Origin of the sequence: Gordonia sp. CNJ-863, from assembly GCF_001942325.1 — a bacterium.
GTDB lineage: Bacteria > Actinomycetota > Actinomycetes > Mycobacteriales > Mycobacteriaceae > Gordonia > Gordonia alkanivorans.
Window position 1 is genome coordinate 15,229 of the sequence record NZ_MKKG01000004.1, and the last position, 19,280, is coordinate 34,508.

Below are 19,280 nucleotides of genomic sequence, written 5' to 3' on the forward strand. Positions count from 1 at the left end.
ACCGTGCGGGAGCAGTATTGGGCCGAAGTGGGCACACGCCATGTCGCCGACCGTCATCCGCTGCTAGGTTTGCCGGGTTCTCGAGAAAAGAGGAACCCACGTGTCGTCGTCGACCCCTGCCACCGACCCGGGTATCGAGCCCCCTGCCGAACCTGCCGCCGAACCGGTCGCGGAGGCGCCGGCCCCTGCCGAGGGCGGTGCCGATGGCGCCCGCCCGGGGTGGTGGCGGCGGCGCCTCGACCGCTTCTCCTGCGTCGGGCTGAGTGTGGCATTGGTGTTCCTGTGGTTGTCGATGACACCGTCGCTGCTTCCCCGAGGCGCACTGTTCCAGGGTGTCGTCAGCGGCGCGTCGGCGGCGCTCGGATACTCGCTCGGCGTGTTCTTCTCGTGGCTGATCCGATTCATGATCTCCCGCGACAAGCCCTGGCCCGCCCCGATGCACCGGGTCTGGGTGGCGCTCGGCCTCGCCGCGATCGCCGGCACCCTGGTCATGCTCGTGATGTTCCAGCGGTGGCAGGATCAGATCCGCACCATGATGGACGTCGACCTGTTGTCCTGGACCGCATACCCGCAGATCGCGGTCATCTTCATCGTGGTCTTCTTCCTGCTCATCCTGATCGGCCAGGCGTGGGGCGACGGCGTCGTCTGGCTGGTCCGCAAGATCAACCACGTTGCCCCGCCGCGTATCTCCGCGGTCGCGGCGATCGTCGTCGCGATCCTCGTCACCGTCTTCGTGCTCAACGGCGTGGTCGCGAACTACGGTATGAAAGCTCTGAACTCGTCGTTCGCCGCGGTCAACGACGAGACCACCGCCGACTCCACGCCGCCGACGTCGCCGCTGCGGTCCGGTGGTCCGGGCTCGCTGGTGACCTGGGATTCACTCGGACGTCAGGGCCGGATCTTCGTCTCGGTCGGTCCGACCGTCGAGGAGCTGTCGGCGTTCAACGGCACCCCCGCGATGGAGCCGATCCGCGCCTACGTCGGCCTCGGCTCGGGAGACGACCTGCGCGCCAACGCGAAACTCGCCGCCGAAGAACTCGAACGCACCGGTGGGCTGCAACGGCAGGTCGTCGCGGTCGCCTCGACCACGGGCACCGGCTGGATCAACCAGGCGACAGTCGACTCCCTCGAGTACATGTACAACGGCGACACCGCCACGGTCAGCATGCAGTACTCCTATCTACCCAGCTGGCTGTCGTTCCTCGTCGACAAGGAGCGGGCGCGCCAAGCCGGTCAGGCCTTGTTCGAGGCCGTCTCCGAACGGGTCCGTGCGATCCCGGAGGCCCAGCGGCCCAAGCTGGTGGTCTTCGGCGAGAGTCTCGGTTCGTTCGCCGCCGAGTCGGCCTTCGGCACGATTCCGTCCCTCAACGCCCGGACCGACGGCGCGTTGTTCGTCGGCCCGACGTTCAACAACTCGCTGTGGGTCGACACAACCACCAACCGCGACCCCGGCACGCCCGAGTGGCAACCGGTCTACGAGGACGGTCGGCAGGTCCGCTTCATCGCCGACGCTCCGGATCTGTACAACGCCAAGGGCGAGTGGGTCCCGGGCCGCGCGGTCTACCTGCAGCATGCCTCCGACCCGATCTCGTGGTGGTCGCCGCGCCTGATCCTCCGCGAGCCCGACTGGCTCAACGAAGCGCGTGGACGGGACGTCCTGCCGGCGATGCACTGGATTCCCTTCGTGACCTTCCTGCAGGTCAGCGCCGACATGGCGGTGTCGACCGGGGTTCCCGACGGCCACGGCCACTTCTACCTGGCCGCGATCCCGGCGGCGTGGGCAGAGATCCTGCAGCCCCCGGGTTGGACACCGGAGAAGACCGAGAAGCTCATCCCCTTGCTCAGCCGCGACTGAGCAGGAAAGCCGACCGCAGCAAGAACGGTCGGGTCAGATCGGTGTCCGGCGTTCCATACTCGATGCGTGACCTCGACTCCCAGCGACCGGACCTCCGGCGACCGTGATCGACTGCGCGAGTTGCTCGACGCCGTACTGGCCGACAAGCACTCGAGTCTGGACGAGATGGCAGGCGGCGCGTTCTCGTCGCCGTTCCACTTCTCCCGGCAGGTGAGCCGGGGTGTGGGCGAGTCGCCGGTGGCGCTGCGTCGACGGGTGCTCCTCGAGCGTGCCGCCTGGCTGCTGCAACACGGCCGGACGGTCACCGAGGTCGCCTTCGACTCCGGCTACGAGTCCGTCGACGGGTTCGCCCGGGCCTTCACACGCGCCTTCGGACACAGCCCAGGACGAGCGGCGTCGACCACCACGCCGGCCGAGCACAGCCACTGGCTACCCGCGCCCAACGGCATCCACTTCCACTCGCCCACAGTGCTCTACGTCGACAGCGGCACCCCCACCACGGAGAGTGCCGGCGACGTCCTGATGCTCATGGTGCGACACGACCTCGACGACGTCGGGGTCCTGCTCGACGCCGCCAAGGGAATCGACGACGACGAGTGGAACCGGAGACTGCTTCCCGGCCACGAACCGCTGCACTGGAACGGACCGGAAGAGTCACTCGCGCAGGTGATGTCACATCTCGTCGTCGACAAGCAGCCGTGGCTGGCAACAATCGAGGGCGCCGACATGCCGCCCGACCCGCCGGTGGATCTGCCCACCCTCGTCGAACTGCACCGCGAACTGACTCCCCGCTGGCTGGCGCTGATCCGCGACATCGACCGCCGCAACGCCTGGCAGGACCGCGTCATCGATGCATTGTGCGACCCGCCCGAATCGTTTCTGCTCTCCCAGATCGTCGCGCACGTACTGACCTTCTCCGCGCATCGTCGTCAACTCGCGCGGTGGATGCTGCGCGCGGCCGGCGTCGACGTCGCGGCACACGACCCCGACCCGATCATGTGGCACCGCAAGCACTCCGGAGGTTTCTAGATGTCCTTCCGCTACTACACCGCGACCACGCTCGACGGCTATCTCGCCGACGACCACGACAGCCTCGACTGGCTTCTGACCCAACCGCTCGAAGAGGGCGGTCCGATGAACTACGACGACTTCTACGCCGGGATCGGCGCCGCGGTCATGGGGTACACCACCTACCGGTGGCTGCTCGACAACGAACTCGCCGACGGCAAACCGTGGCCGTACGAGATCCCGTCCTTCGTGTTCACCCATCGGACGATCACCCCGGTGGCCGACTCCATCACCGTCATCGACGGGAATCCCGCCGACCACCGCGATCTGTTGACCGAAGCAGCGGGTGGCCAGGACGTGTGGGTCGTCGGCGGAGGTGATCTCGCCGCCCAGTTCGCCGAGGCCGGGATGCTCGACGACATGATCGTCTCGATCGCGCCGGTCACCCTCGGGTCCGGACGCCCGCTCTTCCCGCGACGCTACGATCTCGAACTGCAGGAGCTCGCCCGCAACGGCGCTTTCCTCTGTGCGCGTTACTCACTGGTCGGTGCGCGCACACCGCTCACCGAGTACTGATGCCCTACGTGCGGCACGAGGGCACTCAGCCCTCGCCGACCGACTTGCGCAACACGTCGGACACCTCACCGCGGGCCCACTTGGGCAGGATGAAGATCCCCTCGGCCTCGGCGCTGACCTTGCCGTCGCGCGTGATCGTGCCGGTGACAAAGGTTTTCACGCCCTCGACCCGGTCGACCCGCGCCTCACCACGGATCCGGCCGAGCGGCGTCGCGCTGCGATACCGGACGTTGAGAGTGCCGGTCATTCCCGGGACACCCTGGAACTCGGCGGTCGAACCGAGCAGCTGATCGAGTATCAGTGCCAGGACACCACCGTGGACGAGTCCGGCCGGACCCTCGTAGGCGGCCCCGAGTTCGACCTCGGTCCAACTGAACTCGGGCTCGTGATGCAGCTCGACGGGCGGTGCGATCGGATTGCGCCGCCCCAGAACGGCATTGCCCCACGAGCGTTTGGTGCCGTCGGAGTTGAACCGGATGCCGTAGGCGCCGGGCAGCTGGTCCTTACGGAGGATCTCGGTGGCGGCCTCGATGAGCCGGCGCGCCTCGGCGATGTCGGCCTCGCCGACCTCGGTTCGCACGGTCGCGTCGATCAGTTCGCGCACGCTCCCGGCGATCGACGACGCGAGCTCGGAACGATGCGCGAGCTCCTCGGGGCCGATGTCCTCCTGGATGTATCCGCTCATGGGTGTCATCTAACAGGGCGCCGCCGGTAGTCCGCCCATCGGACGTCCTGACTGCCGAGTAAGCTCCCTCGCATGACAGAGCAAGCCTGGAATGAACGCGACTGGACCGCGTTCGACGTCACCGTTGCCGACCACATCGCCGAGGTCGCGCTGACCGGCCCCGGCAAGGGCAACGCGATGGGCCCCGACTTCTGGCGCGAGCTCCCCGAGCTCTTCGGCCACATCGACACCGATCCCGAGGTGCGCGTCGTCGTGCTGACCGGAGCCGGCAAGCATTTCTCCTTCGGACTCGACCTCGTCGCGATGGGCGGCACCCTGGCCAACGTCCTGGCCGACAACGCCAAGGCCGCCGCGCGGACCGAGTTCCTGGAGTCGCTGCGCAAGCTGCAGGCCGGGATCACCGCGGTCGCGGACTGCCGCAAGCCGGTCGTCGCCGCAGTCTCGGGTTGGTGCATCGGCGGCGGAGTCGACCTGATCTGCGCTGCCGACGTCCGCTACGCGAGCGCCGACGCAAAGTTCAGCATCCGTGAGGTCAAGGTCGGCATGGTCGCCGACGTGGGCACTCTCGCCCGCATGCCGTACATCATCGGCGACGGCCACATGCGTGAACTGGCGCTGACGGGCAAGGACATCGACGCCGCACGTGCCGAGAAGATCGGACTGGTCAACGACGTCGCCGACGATCAGGACGCCGTGCTCGCACTCGCTCGCGCGACCGCACGGGAGATCGCCGACAACCCGCCGCTCGTCGTCCACGGCATCAAGGACGTGCTCGACCACTCCCGCAGCGCGGCCGTGCACGACAGCCTGCGCTACGTCGCGGCCTGGAACTCGGCGTTCCTCCCCAGCGAGGATCTGTCCGAGGCCATCACCGCCGTCTTCGAGAAGCGCAAGCCGGAGTTCAAGGGGCGCTGACCTCACCGCCCGCTTCGGTGGACCTCGGCGGCCAGCGGGTGCGATTCGTCGAGCCCGGCCAGCAACCGCACACCGTCGAGGGGTTGCCCGTACGGCGCCCCGATGTCCACACCGGGCGCAGCTTCGCCGACCACGTCGACGAATCGCCCGCGGAGTCGGTCGTTGGCGGTCATCACCGAGCCCATCCAACTGATCCGCGCCTTCTCGCCGGGCCGGTGACCACTGCGATCCAGCGCGGTGAGCGCCGACCCGGCGAGTTCGTCCGCGGCGTCGTCGATGATCCCCTGTGCGACCGCGTCACCATCCCGTGCGGCCGCATCCACGGCCCGGGCGAATCCGGCCACCCGCGCCACGCGGTCCGGATCTCCCTGCACGACCATGTACAACTCGTCGAGCGGGCCGAAGACCTCGGCGGCCCGATCTCGTAGAACCGTCGCGCTCCCCCGTCCGTCGAAAGCACGCAGCGCGGCATCGATCCCGGCTCGTCCGATCCAATAGGCGCTGCCCGCGTCACCGAACAGATGGCCCCAGCCGTCCACCCGGTGGACCCCGGCGGGTCCGACGCCGAGTGTCACGACGCCGGTACCTACCGCGGTGACCACGCCGAACCCGTCCCGGTTCGCGGCCAGGTAGGCGGTGACCGAATCATGTGCCAGCGCAACCGACGTCACCCCGAGGTCGGCGACCGCGGCAAGCAACGCCGACGGGCGCGCAGCCTGAGGAGTGAGTCCGGAGACCCCGGCGGCCATCGACCACATGGCCTCCGGTATGCCGGCGTCGTGGAGGGCTCGCGCGATCTGTTCGACGACGGGCTGGTCCGTGCGGATCGGTCCGAGCTCGCGGTCGTCGGTTCCGGCCGGCGTTTCGACCCGCAGACGCGTTCCCGTCTGCCCGCCGTCGATGAGGATGCGTCCCGTCGTGTGACCGCCCATGACGTGCACGCTATCCGGCACCCTGCCGACGCGACGACGATGTCATGTCACACTAGGCGGATGAAGGTGCGGCGCAGCCTCGCGATCAAGATCGGTTCGATCCCCTGGATGCCTCGTTTTCTCCCGCAGATCGTGGTGGGTGACAACGCCATTCAGACCGTCACCGGTCAACGGATGACCCTGCTCGACATCGCCGATCTCCCGAACATCACCATCCGGGTGACAGGTCGAAAGACCGGCGCCATCCGGACCACCCAACTCCTCGCGGTTCCCGACGGCGACGACTGGCTGATCGCGGGCTCCTACTTCGGTGGGCCGAAAATGCCTGCGTGGGTGTACAACATCCGGGCCGCCGACACGATCGAGATCGTCGTCGCCGGAGTGGTGTCCGTCGCGGTCCCGACCGAACTCGAGGGAGCCGACCGCGACGCGGCGTGGCAGAAGCTGCGCACGGTGTGGCCGAATTTCGACCTGTACGAGAAGCGCACCGATCGCCGGATCCCGGTGTTCCGACTCCGACCTGCACCGCCGGCCGGGTAGGTCCGCCGCGTCGGGGTCAGGTCGCCGGTTCGGCGGTGAACGACGGTGTGCCGGCGGTGAGGTCGACTTCCCCGATGAGGTACTGGATGTCGGTCGTCTCGACGCGGGGTCCGTTCCGGTCGTAGTCCGGCGTGTAGGCCACCCGCCATTCGACCGCACCCGCGACGTCGACCGTGCCGAGGTCCTTCTCGTCCGGCATCGAACCGGTTCTCGCATCGGGGCGTCGGAGGAGGTACCGCAGACCGGACAGGTCTCGTGGGGCGGTCCATCGCACGCTGCCGTCGACCGCGGACCGGAACAGCCGCTGCGTGCAGCCGGGGACGTCGGCTCCGGCGTCGGCGCGGGTCGAGGCCGCGCATCGGGTGAGCTGTGCCGAGACGGCGTCGCTGACCGCCGACACCCCGGTGGGACTGAGCTCGGCGACCACCTGAACCGTCATCGGCGCGCGCGGACCGGTGGGCGGTCCGTCGGCGGGACGTCCGACGAAGTCGGTGTCCCGGGAACCCCATCGCTGCGGCCCCGGAAAGAGGAAGACGGTCTCCCCGGCCTTCACCTGCGCTCCGAACAACGTCGGGCTCGGCACCAGCAGCGACTCGATGCGCACCTTCACCGCGCCGTCGACCACCGCCCAGCCGTCCCCGGCCCGCGTCACCCTGATGGGCATGCCGACCTCACGTGCCCCGAGCCGATACCGCGCCTGGACCGTCTGTGCGAACTCCCCTGGATCGTCGACCTCGATGTCGGAGATCGGCGCTTCGGCGCGCTGCTGACGCAACACCCCGTCGGAGAGAAACCGGGCGTCCGGGCGCGATTCGACGACGGCAAGGGCCGCCGAGGCGTCGGCGTCGGCGAGCGCGGTGAGATAGGTCCGGACGGCACCGGCGGGCGTGCGGGCCCGCTCGTCCTCGCGTGACAATCCCACGAGGAGAGCGGACACCAGCACGACCGCCAGGACCAACGCCCCGACTCCGATGGTGATCGTCCACCTCCGCCGGGTCATTCCGGGCGACCCACCCGGGGCGTCGGGAACCCGATCAGGAATCCGAACCGGCCGCGAACGACTCGGTGAGGCTGCCCGCGAGCAGCTTCGCGAACTCCGCGGGATCCTCGAGTTCGCCGCCCTCCGCGATCACGGCCATGCCGTAGACGAGCTTCGCGGTCGGCACCAGCTTGTCGTGGTCGCCGTTCGCGTACGCCTTGTTGAGTGCCTCGACCAGCGGGTGATCGGGGTTGAGTTCGAGCGCCCGCTTGGACTTCGGGAACTGCTGTCCCGAGGCCCGGTACAGCTTCTCCAGCTGGGGTGACATCGAGAACGTGTCCCCCACGAGGCAGGCCGGGGACTCGGTCAGGCGCGACGACAGCCGGGTCTCGCTGACGTCGTCGGACAGCGTGGTGGTCAACCACGACAGCAGGTCGGCGTAGGCCTTCTCCCGCTCGTCCTTCGACGTGTCGTCGGAGTCCTCGTCGTCGGCGTCGAGATCGACCGCACCCTTGGCGATCGACTGGAACGACTTGCCGTCGAACTCGGCACCGGCCGAGACCCACATCTCGTCGACCGGGTCGGACAGGACGAGGACCTCGATCCCCTTGGCGCGGAACGCCTCCATGTGCGGGGAGTTGACTATCTGCTGCCGGGACTCGCCGGTCATGTAGTAGATCGTGTCCTGACCGCTCTTCATCCGGGCGATGTAGTCGGCCAGCGTCGTGAGCTCCTCCTCCGAGTGGGTGCTCGCGAAGGACGACGCCTTGAGCAGCGCGTCGCGGTTGTCCGGGTCGTTGACGAGGCCTTCCTTGAAGACGCGACCGAAACCGTCCCAGAAGGTGCGGTAGTCGTCGGGCCGGCTGTCGCGCATCTCGGTGACGGTCGAGATGACCTTCTTGGTGAGGCGACGACGGATCGCGCGGATCTGCCGGTCCTGCTGCAGGATCTCGCGGGACACGTTGAGCGAGAGGTCCGCGGCGTCGACGACACCCTTGACGAAGCGCAGGTACTCCGGCATCAGCTCGGCGCAGTCGTCCATGATGAACACGCGCTTGACGTAGAGGTGGATGCCGACCTTGCTGTCGCGCATGAACAGGTCGAACGGCGGCTGAGTCGGGATGAACAACAGCGCCTGGTACTCGAAGGTGCCCTCGGCCTGCAGGGTTATGGTCTCCAGCGGCGCGTCCCAAGCGTGGGACACATGCCGGTAGAACTCGTGGTACTCCTCCTCGGAGACCTCCGACCGCGACTTGGCCCAGAGGGCCTTCATCGAGTTGATGGTCTCGGCCTCGATGACCGTCTTGGTCTCGGGAGCCTTGTCGTCCTCGGCGGACTCCGATTCGGACTCGGGCTTCTCGACGGGCACCGTCTTCTCGACGTCCATGCGGATCGGCCACGCGATGAAGTCCGAGTAGCGCTTGACCAGCTGACGGAGCTTGGACTTGTCGGCGTAGTCGTACAGGTGGTCCTCGGTGTCGGCCGGCTTCAGTGCCAGGGTGACGGAGGTGCCCTGCGGGGCGTCCGGTACGTCGTCGATCGTGTAGGTGCCATCGCCGGTCGACTCCCAGCGGGTTCCGGTGGTCTCGCCGGCCTTGCGCGTCACCAGGGTGACCTTCTCGGCGACCATGAACGTCGAGTAGAAGCCGATGCCGAACTGTCCGATCAGTTCCTCGGCGGCGGCGTCCGAGACACCCTTCTCGCGTGCCTCGGCCAGCGAGCGGCGCAGCTCCGCGGTGCCCGAGCGGGCGAGCGTGCCGATCAGTCCGACGACCTCGTCGCGGGTCATGCCGATGCCGTTGTCGGCGACGACCAGGGTGCGCTTCTCCGCATCCGGGACGAGCGTGATGTGCAGGTCGGAGGTGTCGACGTCGAGGTCCTTGTCGAGCAACGACTCCAGGCGCAGCTTGTCGAGCGCATCGGATGCGTTCGAGATCAGCTCACGCAGGAAACTGTCCTTGTTGGAGTAGATCGAGTGGACCATGAGATCCAGCAGCTGCCGGGTCTCCGCCTGGAACTCATGAACTTCGGGCTGAGCGCTCATCGCAAACCTCCATGTTCTGTTCTCGTGTGTTCGGTAGTCACGTGTTCAGTTGTGGACGTGGCGTTTCGGTGCTGGGTCCGGTGTCGGACGCGGGTCCGGGCGCGACACGTCGTGACGGACACCGACTTTACCGAGCGCCGGTGTGGCTACCCTGGGTCGGGGACCGACTACCCCGGTTGCGGATGGTGCCCGAGTGAGCGCCGTCCGCGGGGAACGATCAGGAAGCTAGGTGGATGGGTACGCCTCGACTGCTGCTGGTGCATGCACACCCCGACGACGAGTCGCTGTGGACCGGCGGACTCACCGCCCGTCACGTCGACGCCGGCGGCGAGGCCGACCTGGTCATGTGCACCTGGGCCGAGGGCACGGTCCGGCACCGGGAGCTGACCGACGCCGTCGGCATCCTCGGCATGCCCCGCCCACCGATCATGCTCGGCTACGCCGACGACCGGCGGCCCGAATCGGCACCGGACGCCCCCCGGCTGTGCGCGGCGTCCTTCGACGAACAGGTCCGGGCGTTGACCGCCCACATCCGCGAGCTCCAGCCGGACATCGTCGTCACCTACGACGCCCTCGGCATCTACGGTCACCCCGACCACGTTCACGCCCACCGGCTGGCGTGCGCCGCCGCCGACGCCGCGGCCTCGACGAAGCTCTACCACCGGGCCGGGCCCGCCTGGCGGGTCCGCTCGCTGTACTTCGCGACGATCCCCGAGTGGATGATGGACCTGCTCGCCCCCAGCCTCTTTCCCGAGATCCCCCGCGATCAGCTGCCCGGCACACCGGATTCCGAGATCGACGTGACCGTCGACGTGTCGGATCTGGCGGCACGGAAGAAGGCGGGGGTCACCGCACACCGGTCGGAGGTCGACCGCAGCCGCGCGATCGCCGGATTCCTGTCGTTGCCCGACGACGTCCAGCACAAGCTGCTGAGCGTCGAGTGCTACCAGCGCCGCGACCTGGTGCCGGGTGGGTGTGAGCTGATCTGAGGGTCAGATCGCGCTGAGCGTCGACCGCAACCCGCTGGCCCGCTGCACGCGTCGGTTGACGGCCGCGGTGAGCACGTCGGCGGTGCCGACGATGCGCACCCGGCTCCGCGCGCGGGTGATCGCGGTGTAGAGGAGCTCGCGGGTCAGCAGTTCCGAGCCGGCCGGCGGCAGGACGACGGTCACCTGATCGAACTGGCTGCCCTGACTGCGGTGGATCGTCATCGCGTGGACCGACACCACGTCGGCGAGCTGGGTCGGGTGAAGCAACCGGACCTCACCGCCGCGCCGGAACGCCACCCGGACCGCATCCGACGAGTCGGGACGATTCGCGCGCTGCGGCTCCGTGTCCGGGCCGGCGATGACGACACCGGTGTCACCGTTGAAGGTCGAGGTCTGGCGATCGTTCGCCGTCACCAGGATGGGTTGTCCCACATACCAACCCATGTGTTCGGCCTCGGTTGTGCCCAGCCAGTCGGTGATCCGCGTCGTCCATCCGCGAACGCCCCACGAGCCCTCGCGGTGCGCACACAGGACCCGGTGAGAGTCGAGGGCGTCCAGGGCTCCCGCCGCGTCGCCCCGGCGAGCCGCGGTGCGCAGGCCACGGCCCCACGACAGGATGTCGCCGGCCACCCCGTCGAGGTCGTCGGGGGCGACCAGTTCGACGTCGCCGATCTCCGGTGAGGTGACCAGTTCCAGGACCGCATCGGGATCGCCGGCGTTGACGGCGGCCGCGACCTGCGAGATGCCGCCACCGAACCGGAACTGCCGCCGGAGGGTGATGACGCCGTCGGCCATGCGTGCCACGTCGTCGGGATCGAGATCCTCGGCGGCGGGATCGAGGCCCACGGCGTCGAACGCCTGCGTCGGTGTCGTCGGCGACCCGTCTGTTTCGGCGGTTGCCGGGACGTCGGTTCGTTCGACGAGATCGGCCAGTACGGCGCCCGCCTCCACCGAGGCCAACTGGTGCGGATCGCCGACGAACACGACCCGTGCGTCGGGACGAACCGCGTCGAGCAGCCGGCTCATGGCCGTCATCGACAGCATCGACGTCTCGTCGACGACGATGACGTCGTGCGGCAGGGTGCGCCCGCGTCCGTACCGGGGATTCGAACCGGGGCGCCAGCCGAGCAGAGAGTGCAGGGTGACCGCGTGGGCGGTGACCGGGAGGGTGGATTCGGCCTCGACGGAGGCCTGGAGCTGTGCAGCGGCTCGCCCGGTGGGTGCGCAGAGTCCGATGCGGAGGCCGGGTCCCTGGAGACGGTCGAGGACGGCGAGGATACGGGCGACGGTGTAGGTCTTGCCCGTTCCCGGACCACCGGCGAGGACCGTCGTCCAGCGGGTCGCCGCGACCGCGGCGGCAAGCTTCTGGAGGGCGCCGTCGTCGGGCGAGGAGTAGACCGCCGCGATGGCCTCGCGGAGTGCCGCCGTGTCCACGGAGGGTGCGGTCCGAGACCGCCGGTCGAGGATCTCCCGAATCGTCTGTTCCTGCCGGAAGTACTTCTGCAGGTAGACGAGCGGGCCGTCGACCGAGTCGCGAACCACCAGCGGGCACAACGGTCCGGCGTCGCTCCCGGCGACGAGCGGACTCGCCGCCAACGCGTCGAGAAGGTCGCCGGGCGAGGGCATCTCGATCTCCGCGGTGTCCTCCCCCGCCGCCAGCTCCCCGATCCGGTCGAGGGCGAGGCAGGTGGAGCCGAGGCGGACGGCGCGAACGGCGAGAGCCGCACCGAGACGGGCGTCGTCGGACACGGATTCGCCACACATCCGGACCAAGCGGTCGGTGATGTGCAGATCCGCAGCGGCGAGAAGGCCCGCGGCGTTCCAGTCGGCGAGCGTGCCCGTCGCCGAGTCGACACGCTGGACATCGGGTGTGCTCATCGGATCTTCCCTCCGGTACCGGCGCTCGACTCCGCACCGGCCAGTGCGTCGGACAGGTCGACGACGAGCCCGGCGGGCAGCATCCACTCGAAGACACCGCAGCCGGGCGGGGTGTCGGGCCCGGCCATGCCGCGCACGAAGTGGTACTGCACCGGTCCGAGATGCCGGGCCGGCTCGTAGTCCGGCACCCGCCAGCGCAGATACCGATGCAGCGCAACCGAATACAGCATGGCCTGGAGCGGATAGTGGGCAGCGATCATCTCGCCCGCCATGGCCTCGGCGTCGAAGTCCTCCACCACCAGGTCACCCGGTCGGATGCGGTTGGTCTTGTAGTCGACGATCACGTAGCGGCCGTCGGGGATCCTCAGCACCGAGTCGATACTGCCGGTGAGGAATCCGCGGAGGCGGCGGCCCGGCACCGCACGCAGGTGGTCGGCGTAAGCGCGCAACGGGTCCGACTCCGGCAGATGCTCTTCCATCAGGTCGGCGAGACGGTCCAGGGTCGTGCCGCCGTCGGATGCCGCCTCGCCCGCAGGGCCGAGCGGCAGTTCGAAATCGAGTTCGGCCAGGCGATCACGAGGGTCGATGCTCCAGAGATTCCCGAAACCGAGGGGCGTGGTGAGCACACCGATCAGGGCGGCGACGAGCCGGTCGGGGTCGATGTCGCCGGCGAGCGCGCCGAGTGCTCGCGAACAGAGCTCGCGGACATGGGCGTCGATCTCGGGCGCCGAGGTGTCGACGTATTCGAGAACCTCGTGGACGAGGGTTCCGAAGGCCGCACCGAACGGCAGACCGTTCATCAGCGATGGCATCCCGTGACGCATTGTGGCCGAATCGGTTTCAACATCCTCGGCGACGTCGCCGGGAAGTGCGACGGGTTCGTCGTCGAGGATGTCGGTCACCTCGTCGTCGGGTTCGCTGCCGGTCTCGACGACCGAGGTCGACGGCCCACCGGGTGAACCGTGCGCCCCGTGGGCGACATCGGCGGTGAGGGCCGAGTACGAGGTGCGACGCCAGTCCTGGTCGATCCGACGGTCGAAGTGCGCGATGTCCAGGGCGGCGGGGTTGTCTCCGTCGCCTGCGGCCGGAGGCACGGTGTCCGTGTCGAGTCGGCCGGCCGGTTCGACGGAGATCGACGGGTCCCGCTCGGCGAGGGTGCGCATGATGCCCACACAGTCGGCATCGGCCTCGGGGATCGGCACCTCTCCGGCGACCGTCCATTCCGGGTCCCCCGTCGAGGACCGAATGGCGTTCTCGCGACCGAAGATCAACCGATGCAGCGGTCCGGTCGTGGTGTTCCGCGATGGCGCCCACCAGGCCACGACCTGTGACTGGGCGCGGGTGAGCGCGACGTAGAGCAGACGCAGATCCTCGCCCGCGACCTCGTCGGCGTAGCGACGGCGTCGCGCGGCCCGGTCCGGTGCCTGCTGGCCGCCCACGTCGAGCCGACGGGTTCCCGATTCGTCGTGGTAGGTGATGTTGCCGCGGTCGTTGACCCAGGTGCCGTCCCACCCGTAGGGCACGTAGACGATCGGGAACTGCAACCCCTTGCTCGCGTGGACGGTCATGATCTGGACGGCCTGGGTGTCGCGGTCGAGGCGTCGGCTCTGGTCCTCGTAACGTTGCCGCGACGAGGTGTCGGTGATCCGTTCGGTCAGCCACTCGACGAGTGCGCTCAGCCCTTCACCGGTCTCGACGACGTGTTTGTTGCACAGCGCCGACACCTGGATGAGGTCGGTGAGGGTGCGTTCGCCGTTCTCGACCGTGAGAACGCGCGCCGCCACTTCGTGCGCGTCGAACAGGCGCTGGGCCATCGCGGCGAATCCGCCCTGCGCGAAAACCCGGGCGAGCATGGACAGTTCGGCACCGAGCGAGGCGACCTCCGGCTCGGCGGCGGTCGCCACCCGTGCGGTGGACCACCCGAAGAGGGCGGTCAGGGCGGCCATGCGCACCCGGTCCGGACGGGACGGTTGTTCGACGGCACGCAGCACCCACAGCCATTGCTGGGCAGCCGATGTCGAGAAGACGTTGACACCCGACCCGATCACCGAGTTGATGCCGCGTTCGGCGAGCTCCCGCTGCAGCGGTTCGATGGTGCTGTTGAGGCGCACGAGGACCGCGATGTCGCCGGGGTCGACCGGCCGGGACACACCGTTCAGGTCGATATGGTCGCCCACGGCCAGGACGTTGGCGATGTCGTCGGCGACGTCGGCGGCGATGCGTGACCGCACCTCCTTGACGCCCGGGAGGTTGAACGAGTTGAGGGCGCCGAAATCCCGGCGCAGGAACGCCCGGAGTCGGAACGGTGGACGGCCTTCGAGCCGGCTGCCGGCGAAGGCGGCCTGGACCGGGCGCGCCACGATGTCCGGATGCCCTAGTGTCGCTTCGCCGTACAGGTGCTGAAGGGCTCCCACGAGTGCACCGTCAGAGCGGCGGTTGACGTCGAGCGCTTTCAGCGTGTCGGCGGACGACACCGCGGCGAGGTAGCTGAGCACCTCGGCACCACGGAATCCGTAGATCGACTGCTTCGGGTCGCCGACGAGGATCATCCGACGATGGCCGTGGAAACAGCGGCGGAGGATGTCCCACTGCAGCGGATCGGTGTCCTGGAACTCGTCGACGAGCACCACGGAGAAGGTGTCGCGAATCCGTTGGCACGCACGGTCGCCGACCACGTCGTCGTTGACGATCCGGTGCAGGATCGCCTGGAGGTCGTCGTACGTGCGCACGCGGGCATCCCGCTTGCGGGTCTCGACGTGCTGCCGGACCGCCTTGGCGAAGCTCACCCGGCGCGCGGCGACATGGTCCGCGGCCGGCCCGTCGGCGAGTGCGCGCTCGTCCGGGGCGAGTGCCACCGACGCCTGGCGGACGGCGTCGCGCGCGATCTCCCGTGCCTCGGCGAAGCTGAACTCCGGTGAGTCACTGGCCCAGAAGCCGCGCAGGTAGAGGTCGAGCGCGACCTCCTCGGTGAGTTCATCGACTTCTTCGACGATGGAGTGGACGAGCTCTCGTTCGCCGAGGAAGCCCAGTGCCTCCAGCATCCGGTTGCAGAACGTGTGCGTGGTGGCGATCGTCGAGGCGTCGAAGTCGCTCAGTGCGCGGGCGAGGTTCCCGCGGCGCGTGCGGACCTCCTCCGGTGTGCCGCTCGCCAGCTGTCGCAGCAGTGCGTCGTCGTCGGCCTGCGCGGGCCCGGACAGGACCTCGGCGGGATCGGCGAGGACGTCGAGCAGTTCACGCACACGGGCGCGCATCCGTTCCCGGAGTTCGGCGGTCGCCGCCCGGCTGAAGGTGACGAGCAGCATCTCCGAGATCGGTACGCCGTCGGCGAGATACCGGGCCGCGAGCCCGACGATCGCATAGGTCTTCCCCGTCCCGGCACTCGCCTCCAGAACCGTCGTGTGCTCCGGCAGTCCGGCGGTGATGTCGAAGGGTTCCGGGCGTCTCATGTGCCCTCCCGGTGTTGGCCGACGGGAACCCAGACCGCGCGGGCCAGCCCGGTGAACAGCGGTTCGTCCTCTGCCAGAGCGAGTTCCACCCCGCCGAGGACGCGGTCGGTCGGTGCCGGCTCCTCGAGCAGGACGTCGAACTCGACGTCGGCCAGGACATCGCCGCCGAAGGCGAGCTTGAGGTACCGGTCGTGGCGAGGACCGAAGGTGTCGTCGAAGACCTTGCGCGCACTGTTCAGTGCCCAGTGGCTCCGTCGACCGGGCCCGTCGTTGTCGACGAAGGTGAACGCCGGTTCCAGCGGCAGCGGCAGCGGGCGGCGCAGACCCTCGTCCCGCAGCCTCACGAGCTGATCGAGCAGCGGTACCGGATCCTCCGGGCGCCGGAGCGTGAGCGTGGTGGTCCCGCCCCCTCGGGCTGCGCGACCGACCGACACCGCGGAACCGACCCGTGCCGCGCCGGCATTGCCCTGGGTCGCGGCCGCCGCGACGGCGAGCAACGTGATCCAGGCGCTCAGCTGCTGTTTGGCCTTGAGGCGCGAGTACGTGGCGCGGACGAGGCGGGCCTGTCCGTCGCCGGTGAAGACGTCGCCGACCGTACCGTGCACGCGTCGCCCGTCCGGCAGTGTGACGAGGATGTCGAGGGTCTCCGGCGATCCCGGACGCAGCGGTGCGACGACGCCGTGCAGCCGGGTGACCGCACGCGAGATGGCCTGCAGTTCGCGGGTGCCGAAGGCGAAGGGCGGCAACGTGCCCCGACGGAGTTCGGCGGCCTCACAGTCGCCGAGGGGCACACCCGACAGCATCCGGGTGAGGAAACGGTCGCCGATCCCCCACTTGTCGAGCGGGTCGAGCTCGACGTCGAGCTGGTCGTCGTGCGGTGTCTCGTCGTCGGGAATCCGGGCGCCCAGCCGTTGGCGGACGAAAGCGGTGATCGGGTCGACGTGGAAGTCGATGAGCGACGCGAGGTCGATGTCGGCGAGCTCGGGCGTCGGTTCGGGCGCGGGGAGGGCCTCCCGGGCGGCGGGAACGACCGGGTCGGCCGGTCCGCGCAGGGCCTTGGCCCCCGCGAGCAATGACGCGTCGTGGCTGAACGGTCCGGCGATGCCGGGGACGCCGCCGTCGATGAAGTTGCGGGCGTCGAAGCCGTGCAGGGAATGTCGCCGCACGATCGTCGGCCGGTCCGGGCCGGTGAGACCGTCGAGGATGTCGATCAGTTCGCTGACCACCACGGCGGGTGGGATGTGCCGGCCCGACACGGGGTCGGCACCGCTGTAGAAGACGAGCAGATTGTCCCGCGCCGCGCCGATCGCGTCGAGGAAGCATTGCCGGTCCTCGTCCCGCGGATTACGTTCCCCTACGAGCGGATCGACGCCGAGCACGTCGTCCCCGTCGATGCGCTGTACGCGCGGGAACACCTCGGCATCGATACCGAGCAGCACGATGACGCGGTGGGGCACCGAACGCATCGGGACCATCGTGCACACGGTGAGCTCACCGGTCCGGAAGTTCGACCGGGTGGGACGTCCCGCGATCAGGGCGGACAGCAGGTCGCGCACGTCGGCGAGACGAAGTACCTCCTCGGTGGTGCCGAAATCGTCCTCGAGCATCCGGATGGCCTGTGCGCGTTGCCAGTCGTCGGCGGGTGCGGTCGCGGTGAGCGACCCGACCGCCTCGACGAGCGTCTCGGCCCACCGATGAGCGGGTGCGGTCGTGGTCAGCTCCGCGAGTACGCGCCCGAGGCGATCGAGGAACTCGTCGAGCCGGCCGACCAGGTCGATACCGGTGCTCTCCACACCCGCGAGAGGTAGTGCGGTGCCGAGCCATTCGTCGTCGGTCTCCTCGGCGACCACCCCGAGCGCGATGCGGTCGAGACCGGCGTCGAAGGTGCCCTGGCGGAAACGTTCGAGACCGAACCGGGCACGTTCGGCCGTGCCGAGTCCCCAGCGGACATTGCTGTGGCCCAACCATTCCCGGACCAGGTCCAGGTCGTCGTCGGTCATCGCGAACCGCGTCCGGACGGGTTCGGTCCCGAGCAGATCGAGGACGTCGCCCGCGGTGACCCGGCCGGCCGCGAGTTCGACCACGCCGACGACGGTGTCGATGACCGGGTTCACGTGACGCACACCGCGATCGGCGAGGCGAACCCGGAGATCGAAGGCGGGGTGCGGCAACCCGGCCTGTCCGAAGGCACCCCGGATCAACGGCGCGAAGGTCTCGACGTCGGGGCACATGATCAGGACGTCGCGGGGTTCGAGGGTCGGGTCGTCGGCGAAGAGGTGCAGCAACCGGTCGCGCAGCACCTCGATCTGCCGTTCGGGACCGTGGCACGCGTGGACCTCGACCGACCCGTCGTCGGTGAGTTCGGCAGACGGTGCCGCGCCGGGGTCGGCGTCGTCGCGGATACCCGACTGGAGAGCACCGAGCAACGTGTCGGGCAGCGGCGTGCTCGGCTGATGACGGACGTCGCGGTCGACGACGTCGCCCAGCCGCAGCTGGAGTTCCTGGAGGTCGCGGGACAGCCCGGCCAGCAACGGGTTCCGGAGTTCGGGAACCGGACGTTCGCGCCGGCGCGGCGGGACGCTCACGCCGACCGCTCCCCCGGCGGACTCTCCCCCGGCGGCGGCTCGGAGTTCTTCCCACAGACGGGGACTCGCGTGCGGGACGAACAGATGGACGTCGTGGTGCACGCTCACCGCGGAGATGATGTTCCGGAACGACTCGGTGATCCGCGTGGGGCCGAACACCGAGAAGCGGTCGGGAAGGTCGGCGACCCCGGGGTCGGACCGTAGACGGTCACACACCTCGCCCAGGACCTCGGCCGGATGGGGCTGTCCGATCTCGGCTCGCACCGCACGCCAGAACCCCGCCTGCCAGGCCAGGTCGTCCCGCAGCGGCCCACCCGCCCCGTCGAGATCGTCGCCCGCCGCCCAGCCGGCGATCATCGACGGACGGGATCGTCCGTATCGCTCGAAGAGCTCGGCCAGATGTCGCGCGGTCGCGTAACGGCGGCCGATCCGGGGTGACGCGTCGTCGCCCGCACCGACGTGACGGGCGATCACCGTCAGCTCGGGGTCATCGATCCGTTCATCGAGGACTCGGAGCACCGGCCAGGTCAATTCCGCAGCGCGCCAGGGATTCCCGGTCGACAACGGGGTGTCGGTCGCGAAGCGGTCACCGGTGAGGACCGCCGCCGAGATCGCGTCCGACAGCCGTCCCGGACCGGTGAAATCGATGTTGGCCGCGATGCCGTCGGACAGCTCGGGACCGGAACCGAGCCGGCGGGCGAGGTGCTGGGCGAGCCAGCGTTCGACACCGGCCGCCGGTACCGAGATGATCTCGGTACGCATCGGATCGTCGAGCGGCGTGGCCAGCACCTCGGCCAACGTGTCGGCCAGGGTGTCGGTGCGCTCGGCGCGATGAAGGATCAGCACCA

13 protein-coding genes are annotated in these 19,280 nt (G+C 69.1%); 6 read left to right on the forward strand and 7 right to left on the reverse strand.

Annotated features, from left to right (window positions below; genetic code table 11):
- Positions 1–100 precede the first annotated feature (100 nt).
- The 3 genes from BJF87_RS02105 (at position 101) to BJF87_RS02115 (ending at position 3,439) form a co-directional block, all read left to right on the forward strand.
- Positions 101–1,855 (forward strand): alpha/beta-hydrolase family protein, encoded by a 1,755-nt coding sequence (locus tag BJF87_RS02105; RefSeq protein WP_006360941.1) that lies wholly within the window; start codon positions 101–103, stop codon positions 1,853–1,855.
- A 66-nt stretch (positions 1,856–1,921) separates the two neighbouring features.
- The gene (locus BJF87_RS02110; RefSeq protein WP_075862568.1) at positions 1,922–2,884 is read left to right on the forward strand and encodes a helix-turn-helix domain-containing protein; all 963 of its coding nucleotides are present in this window, start codon (positions 1,922–1,924) and stop codon (positions 2,882–2,884) included.
- Positions 2,885–3,439 (forward strand): dihydrofolate reductase family protein, encoded by a 555-nt coding sequence (locus BJF87_RS02115; protein WP_075862569.1) that lies wholly within the window; start codon positions 2,885–2,887, stop codon positions 3,437–3,439.
- Positions 3,440–3,464: 25 nt separating this feature from the next.
- On the opposite strand, the gene BJF87_RS02120 is transcribed toward BJF87_RS02115, so the two are convergent.
- Positions 3,465–4,124 (reverse strand): PaaI family thioesterase, encoded by a 660-nt coding sequence (locus BJF87_RS02120; RefSeq protein WP_075862584.1) that lies wholly within the window; start codon positions 4,122–4,124, stop codon positions 3,465–3,467.
- A gap of 72 nt (positions 4,125–4,196) precedes the next feature.
- On the opposite strand from BJF87_RS02120, the gene BJF87_RS02125 reads away from it, so the two are divergent.
- Positions 4,197–5,039: a crotonase/enoyl-CoA hydratase family protein gene (locus BJF87_RS02125; RefSeq protein ID WP_075862570.1), complete on the forward strand. Its 843-nt coding sequence runs from the start codon at positions 4,197–4,199 to the stop codon at positions 5,037–5,039.
- 2 nt (positions 5,040–5,041) lie between these two features.
- Here the strand turns inward: BJF87_RS02125 and BJF87_RS02130 are convergent, their stop codons facing one another.
- Entirely contained in the window at positions 5,042–5,971 is a 930-nt protein-coding gene (locus BJF87_RS02130) for an N-acetylglucosamine kinase (RefSeq protein WP_075862585.1), read from the reverse strand.
- 60 nt (positions 5,972–6,031) lie between these two features.
- Here BJF87_RS02130 and BJF87_RS02135 point away from each other — a divergent pair, with 60 nt between their 5' ends.
- A complete protein-coding gene (locus tag BJF87_RS02135; RefSeq protein ID WP_075862571.1) occupies positions 6,032–6,511 on the forward strand; it encodes a nitroreductase family deazaflavin-dependent oxidoreductase in 480 nt (159 codons plus the stop codon).
- Between the two features lie 16 nt (positions 6,512–6,527).
- On the opposite strand, the gene BJF87_RS02140 is transcribed toward BJF87_RS02135, so the two are convergent.
- Positions 6,528–7,511, reverse strand: coding sequence for a hypothetical protein (locus BJF87_RS02140; RefSeq protein WP_075862572.1), 984 nt, complete (start codon positions 7,509–7,511; stop codon positions 6,528–6,530).
- A gap of 34 nt (positions 7,512–7,545) precedes the next feature.
- Positions 7,546–9,534: a molecular chaperone HtpG gene (gene htpG, locus BJF87_RS02145; RefSeq protein WP_075862573.1), complete on the reverse strand. Its 1,989-nt coding sequence runs from the start codon at positions 9,532–9,534 to the stop codon at positions 7,546–7,548.
- Positions 9,535–9,767: 233 nt separating this feature from the next.
- Here htpG and BJF87_RS02150 point away from each other — a divergent pair, with 233 nt between their 5' ends.
- Positions 9,768–10,523, forward strand: a complete 756-nt coding sequence (locus BJF87_RS02150; RefSeq protein ID WP_006360932.1) for a PIG-L family deacetylase — start codon at positions 9,768–9,770, stop codon at positions 10,521–10,523.
- A gap of 3 nt (positions 10,524–10,526) precedes the next feature.
- Here BJF87_RS02150 and recD read toward each other — a convergent pair whose 3' ends face one another.
- Genes recD through recC form a run of 3 tightly spaced genes read right to left on the reverse strand, consistent with a single transcriptional unit; the run spans position 10,527 to position 19,278 of the window.
- The gene (gene recD, locus BJF87_RS02155) at positions 10,527–12,401 is read right to left on the reverse strand and encodes an exodeoxyribonuclease V subunit alpha (RefSeq protein ID WP_006360931.1); all 1,875 of its coding nucleotides are present in this window, start codon (positions 12,399–12,401) and stop codon (positions 10,527–10,529) included.
- Complete coding sequence (locus BJF87_RS02160) at positions 12,398–15,847, reverse strand: UvrD-helicase domain-containing protein (RefSeq protein ID WP_006360930.1); 3,450 nt, start codon at positions 15,845–15,847, stop codon at positions 12,398–12,400. Before BJF87_RS02160 ends, recD begins: the two co-directional genes overlap by 4 nt.
- Positions 15,844–19,278 carry an exodeoxyribonuclease V subunit gamma gene (recC, locus tag BJF87_RS02165; protein ID WP_035752294.1) on the reverse strand — a complete coding sequence of 1,145 codons (3,435 nt, stop codon included), beginning with the start codon at positions 19,276–19,278 and terminating at the stop codon, positions 15,844–15,846. The genes BJF87_RS02160 and recC overlap by 4 nt, the downstream gene beginning before the upstream one ends.
- Between the last annotated feature and the right edge of the window lie 2 nt (positions 19,279–19,280).

Excerpts from the sequence above, each read along its gene's own strand:
- BJF87_RS02115 (WP_075862569.1), top strand. The coding sequence starts at position 2,885 with ATGTCCTTCCGCTACTACACCGCGACCACGCTCGACGGCTATCTCGCC.
- BJF87_RS02120 (WP_075862584.1), bottom strand. The coding sequence starts at position 4,124 with ATGAGCGGATACATCCAGGAGGACATCGGCCCCGAGGAGCTCGCGCAT.
- BJF87_RS02125 (WP_075862570.1), top strand. The coding sequence starts at position 4,197 with ATGACAGAGCAAGCCTGGAATGAACGCGACTGGACCGCGTTCGACGTC.
- BJF87_RS02130 (WP_075862585.1), bottom strand. The coding sequence starts at position 5,971 with ATGGGCGGTCACACGACGGGACGCATCCTCATCGACGGCGGGCAGACG.
- BJF87_RS02135 (WP_075862571.1), top strand. The coding sequence starts at position 6,032 with ATGAAGGTGCGGCGCAGCCTCGCGATCAAGATCGGTTCGATCCCCTGG.
- BJF87_RS02140 (WP_075862572.1), bottom strand. The coding sequence starts at position 7,511 with ATGACCCGGCGGAGGTGGACGATCACCATCGGAGTCGGGGCGTTGGTC.
- htpG (WP_075862573.1), bottom strand. The coding sequence starts at position 9,534 with ATGAGCGCTCAGCCCGAAGTTCATGAGTTCCAGGCGGAGACCCGGCAG.
- BJF87_RS02150 (WP_006360932.1), top strand. The coding sequence starts at position 9,768 with ATGGGTACGCCTCGACTGCTGCTGGTGCATGCACACCCCGACGACGAG.
- recD (WP_006360931.1), bottom strand. The coding sequence starts at position 12,401 with ATGAGCACACCCGATGTCCAGCGTGTCGACTCGGCGACGGGCACGCTC.
- BJF87_RS02160 (WP_006360930.1), bottom strand. The coding sequence starts at position 15,847 with ATGAGACGCCCGGAACCCTTCGACATCACCGCCGGACTGCCGGAGCAC.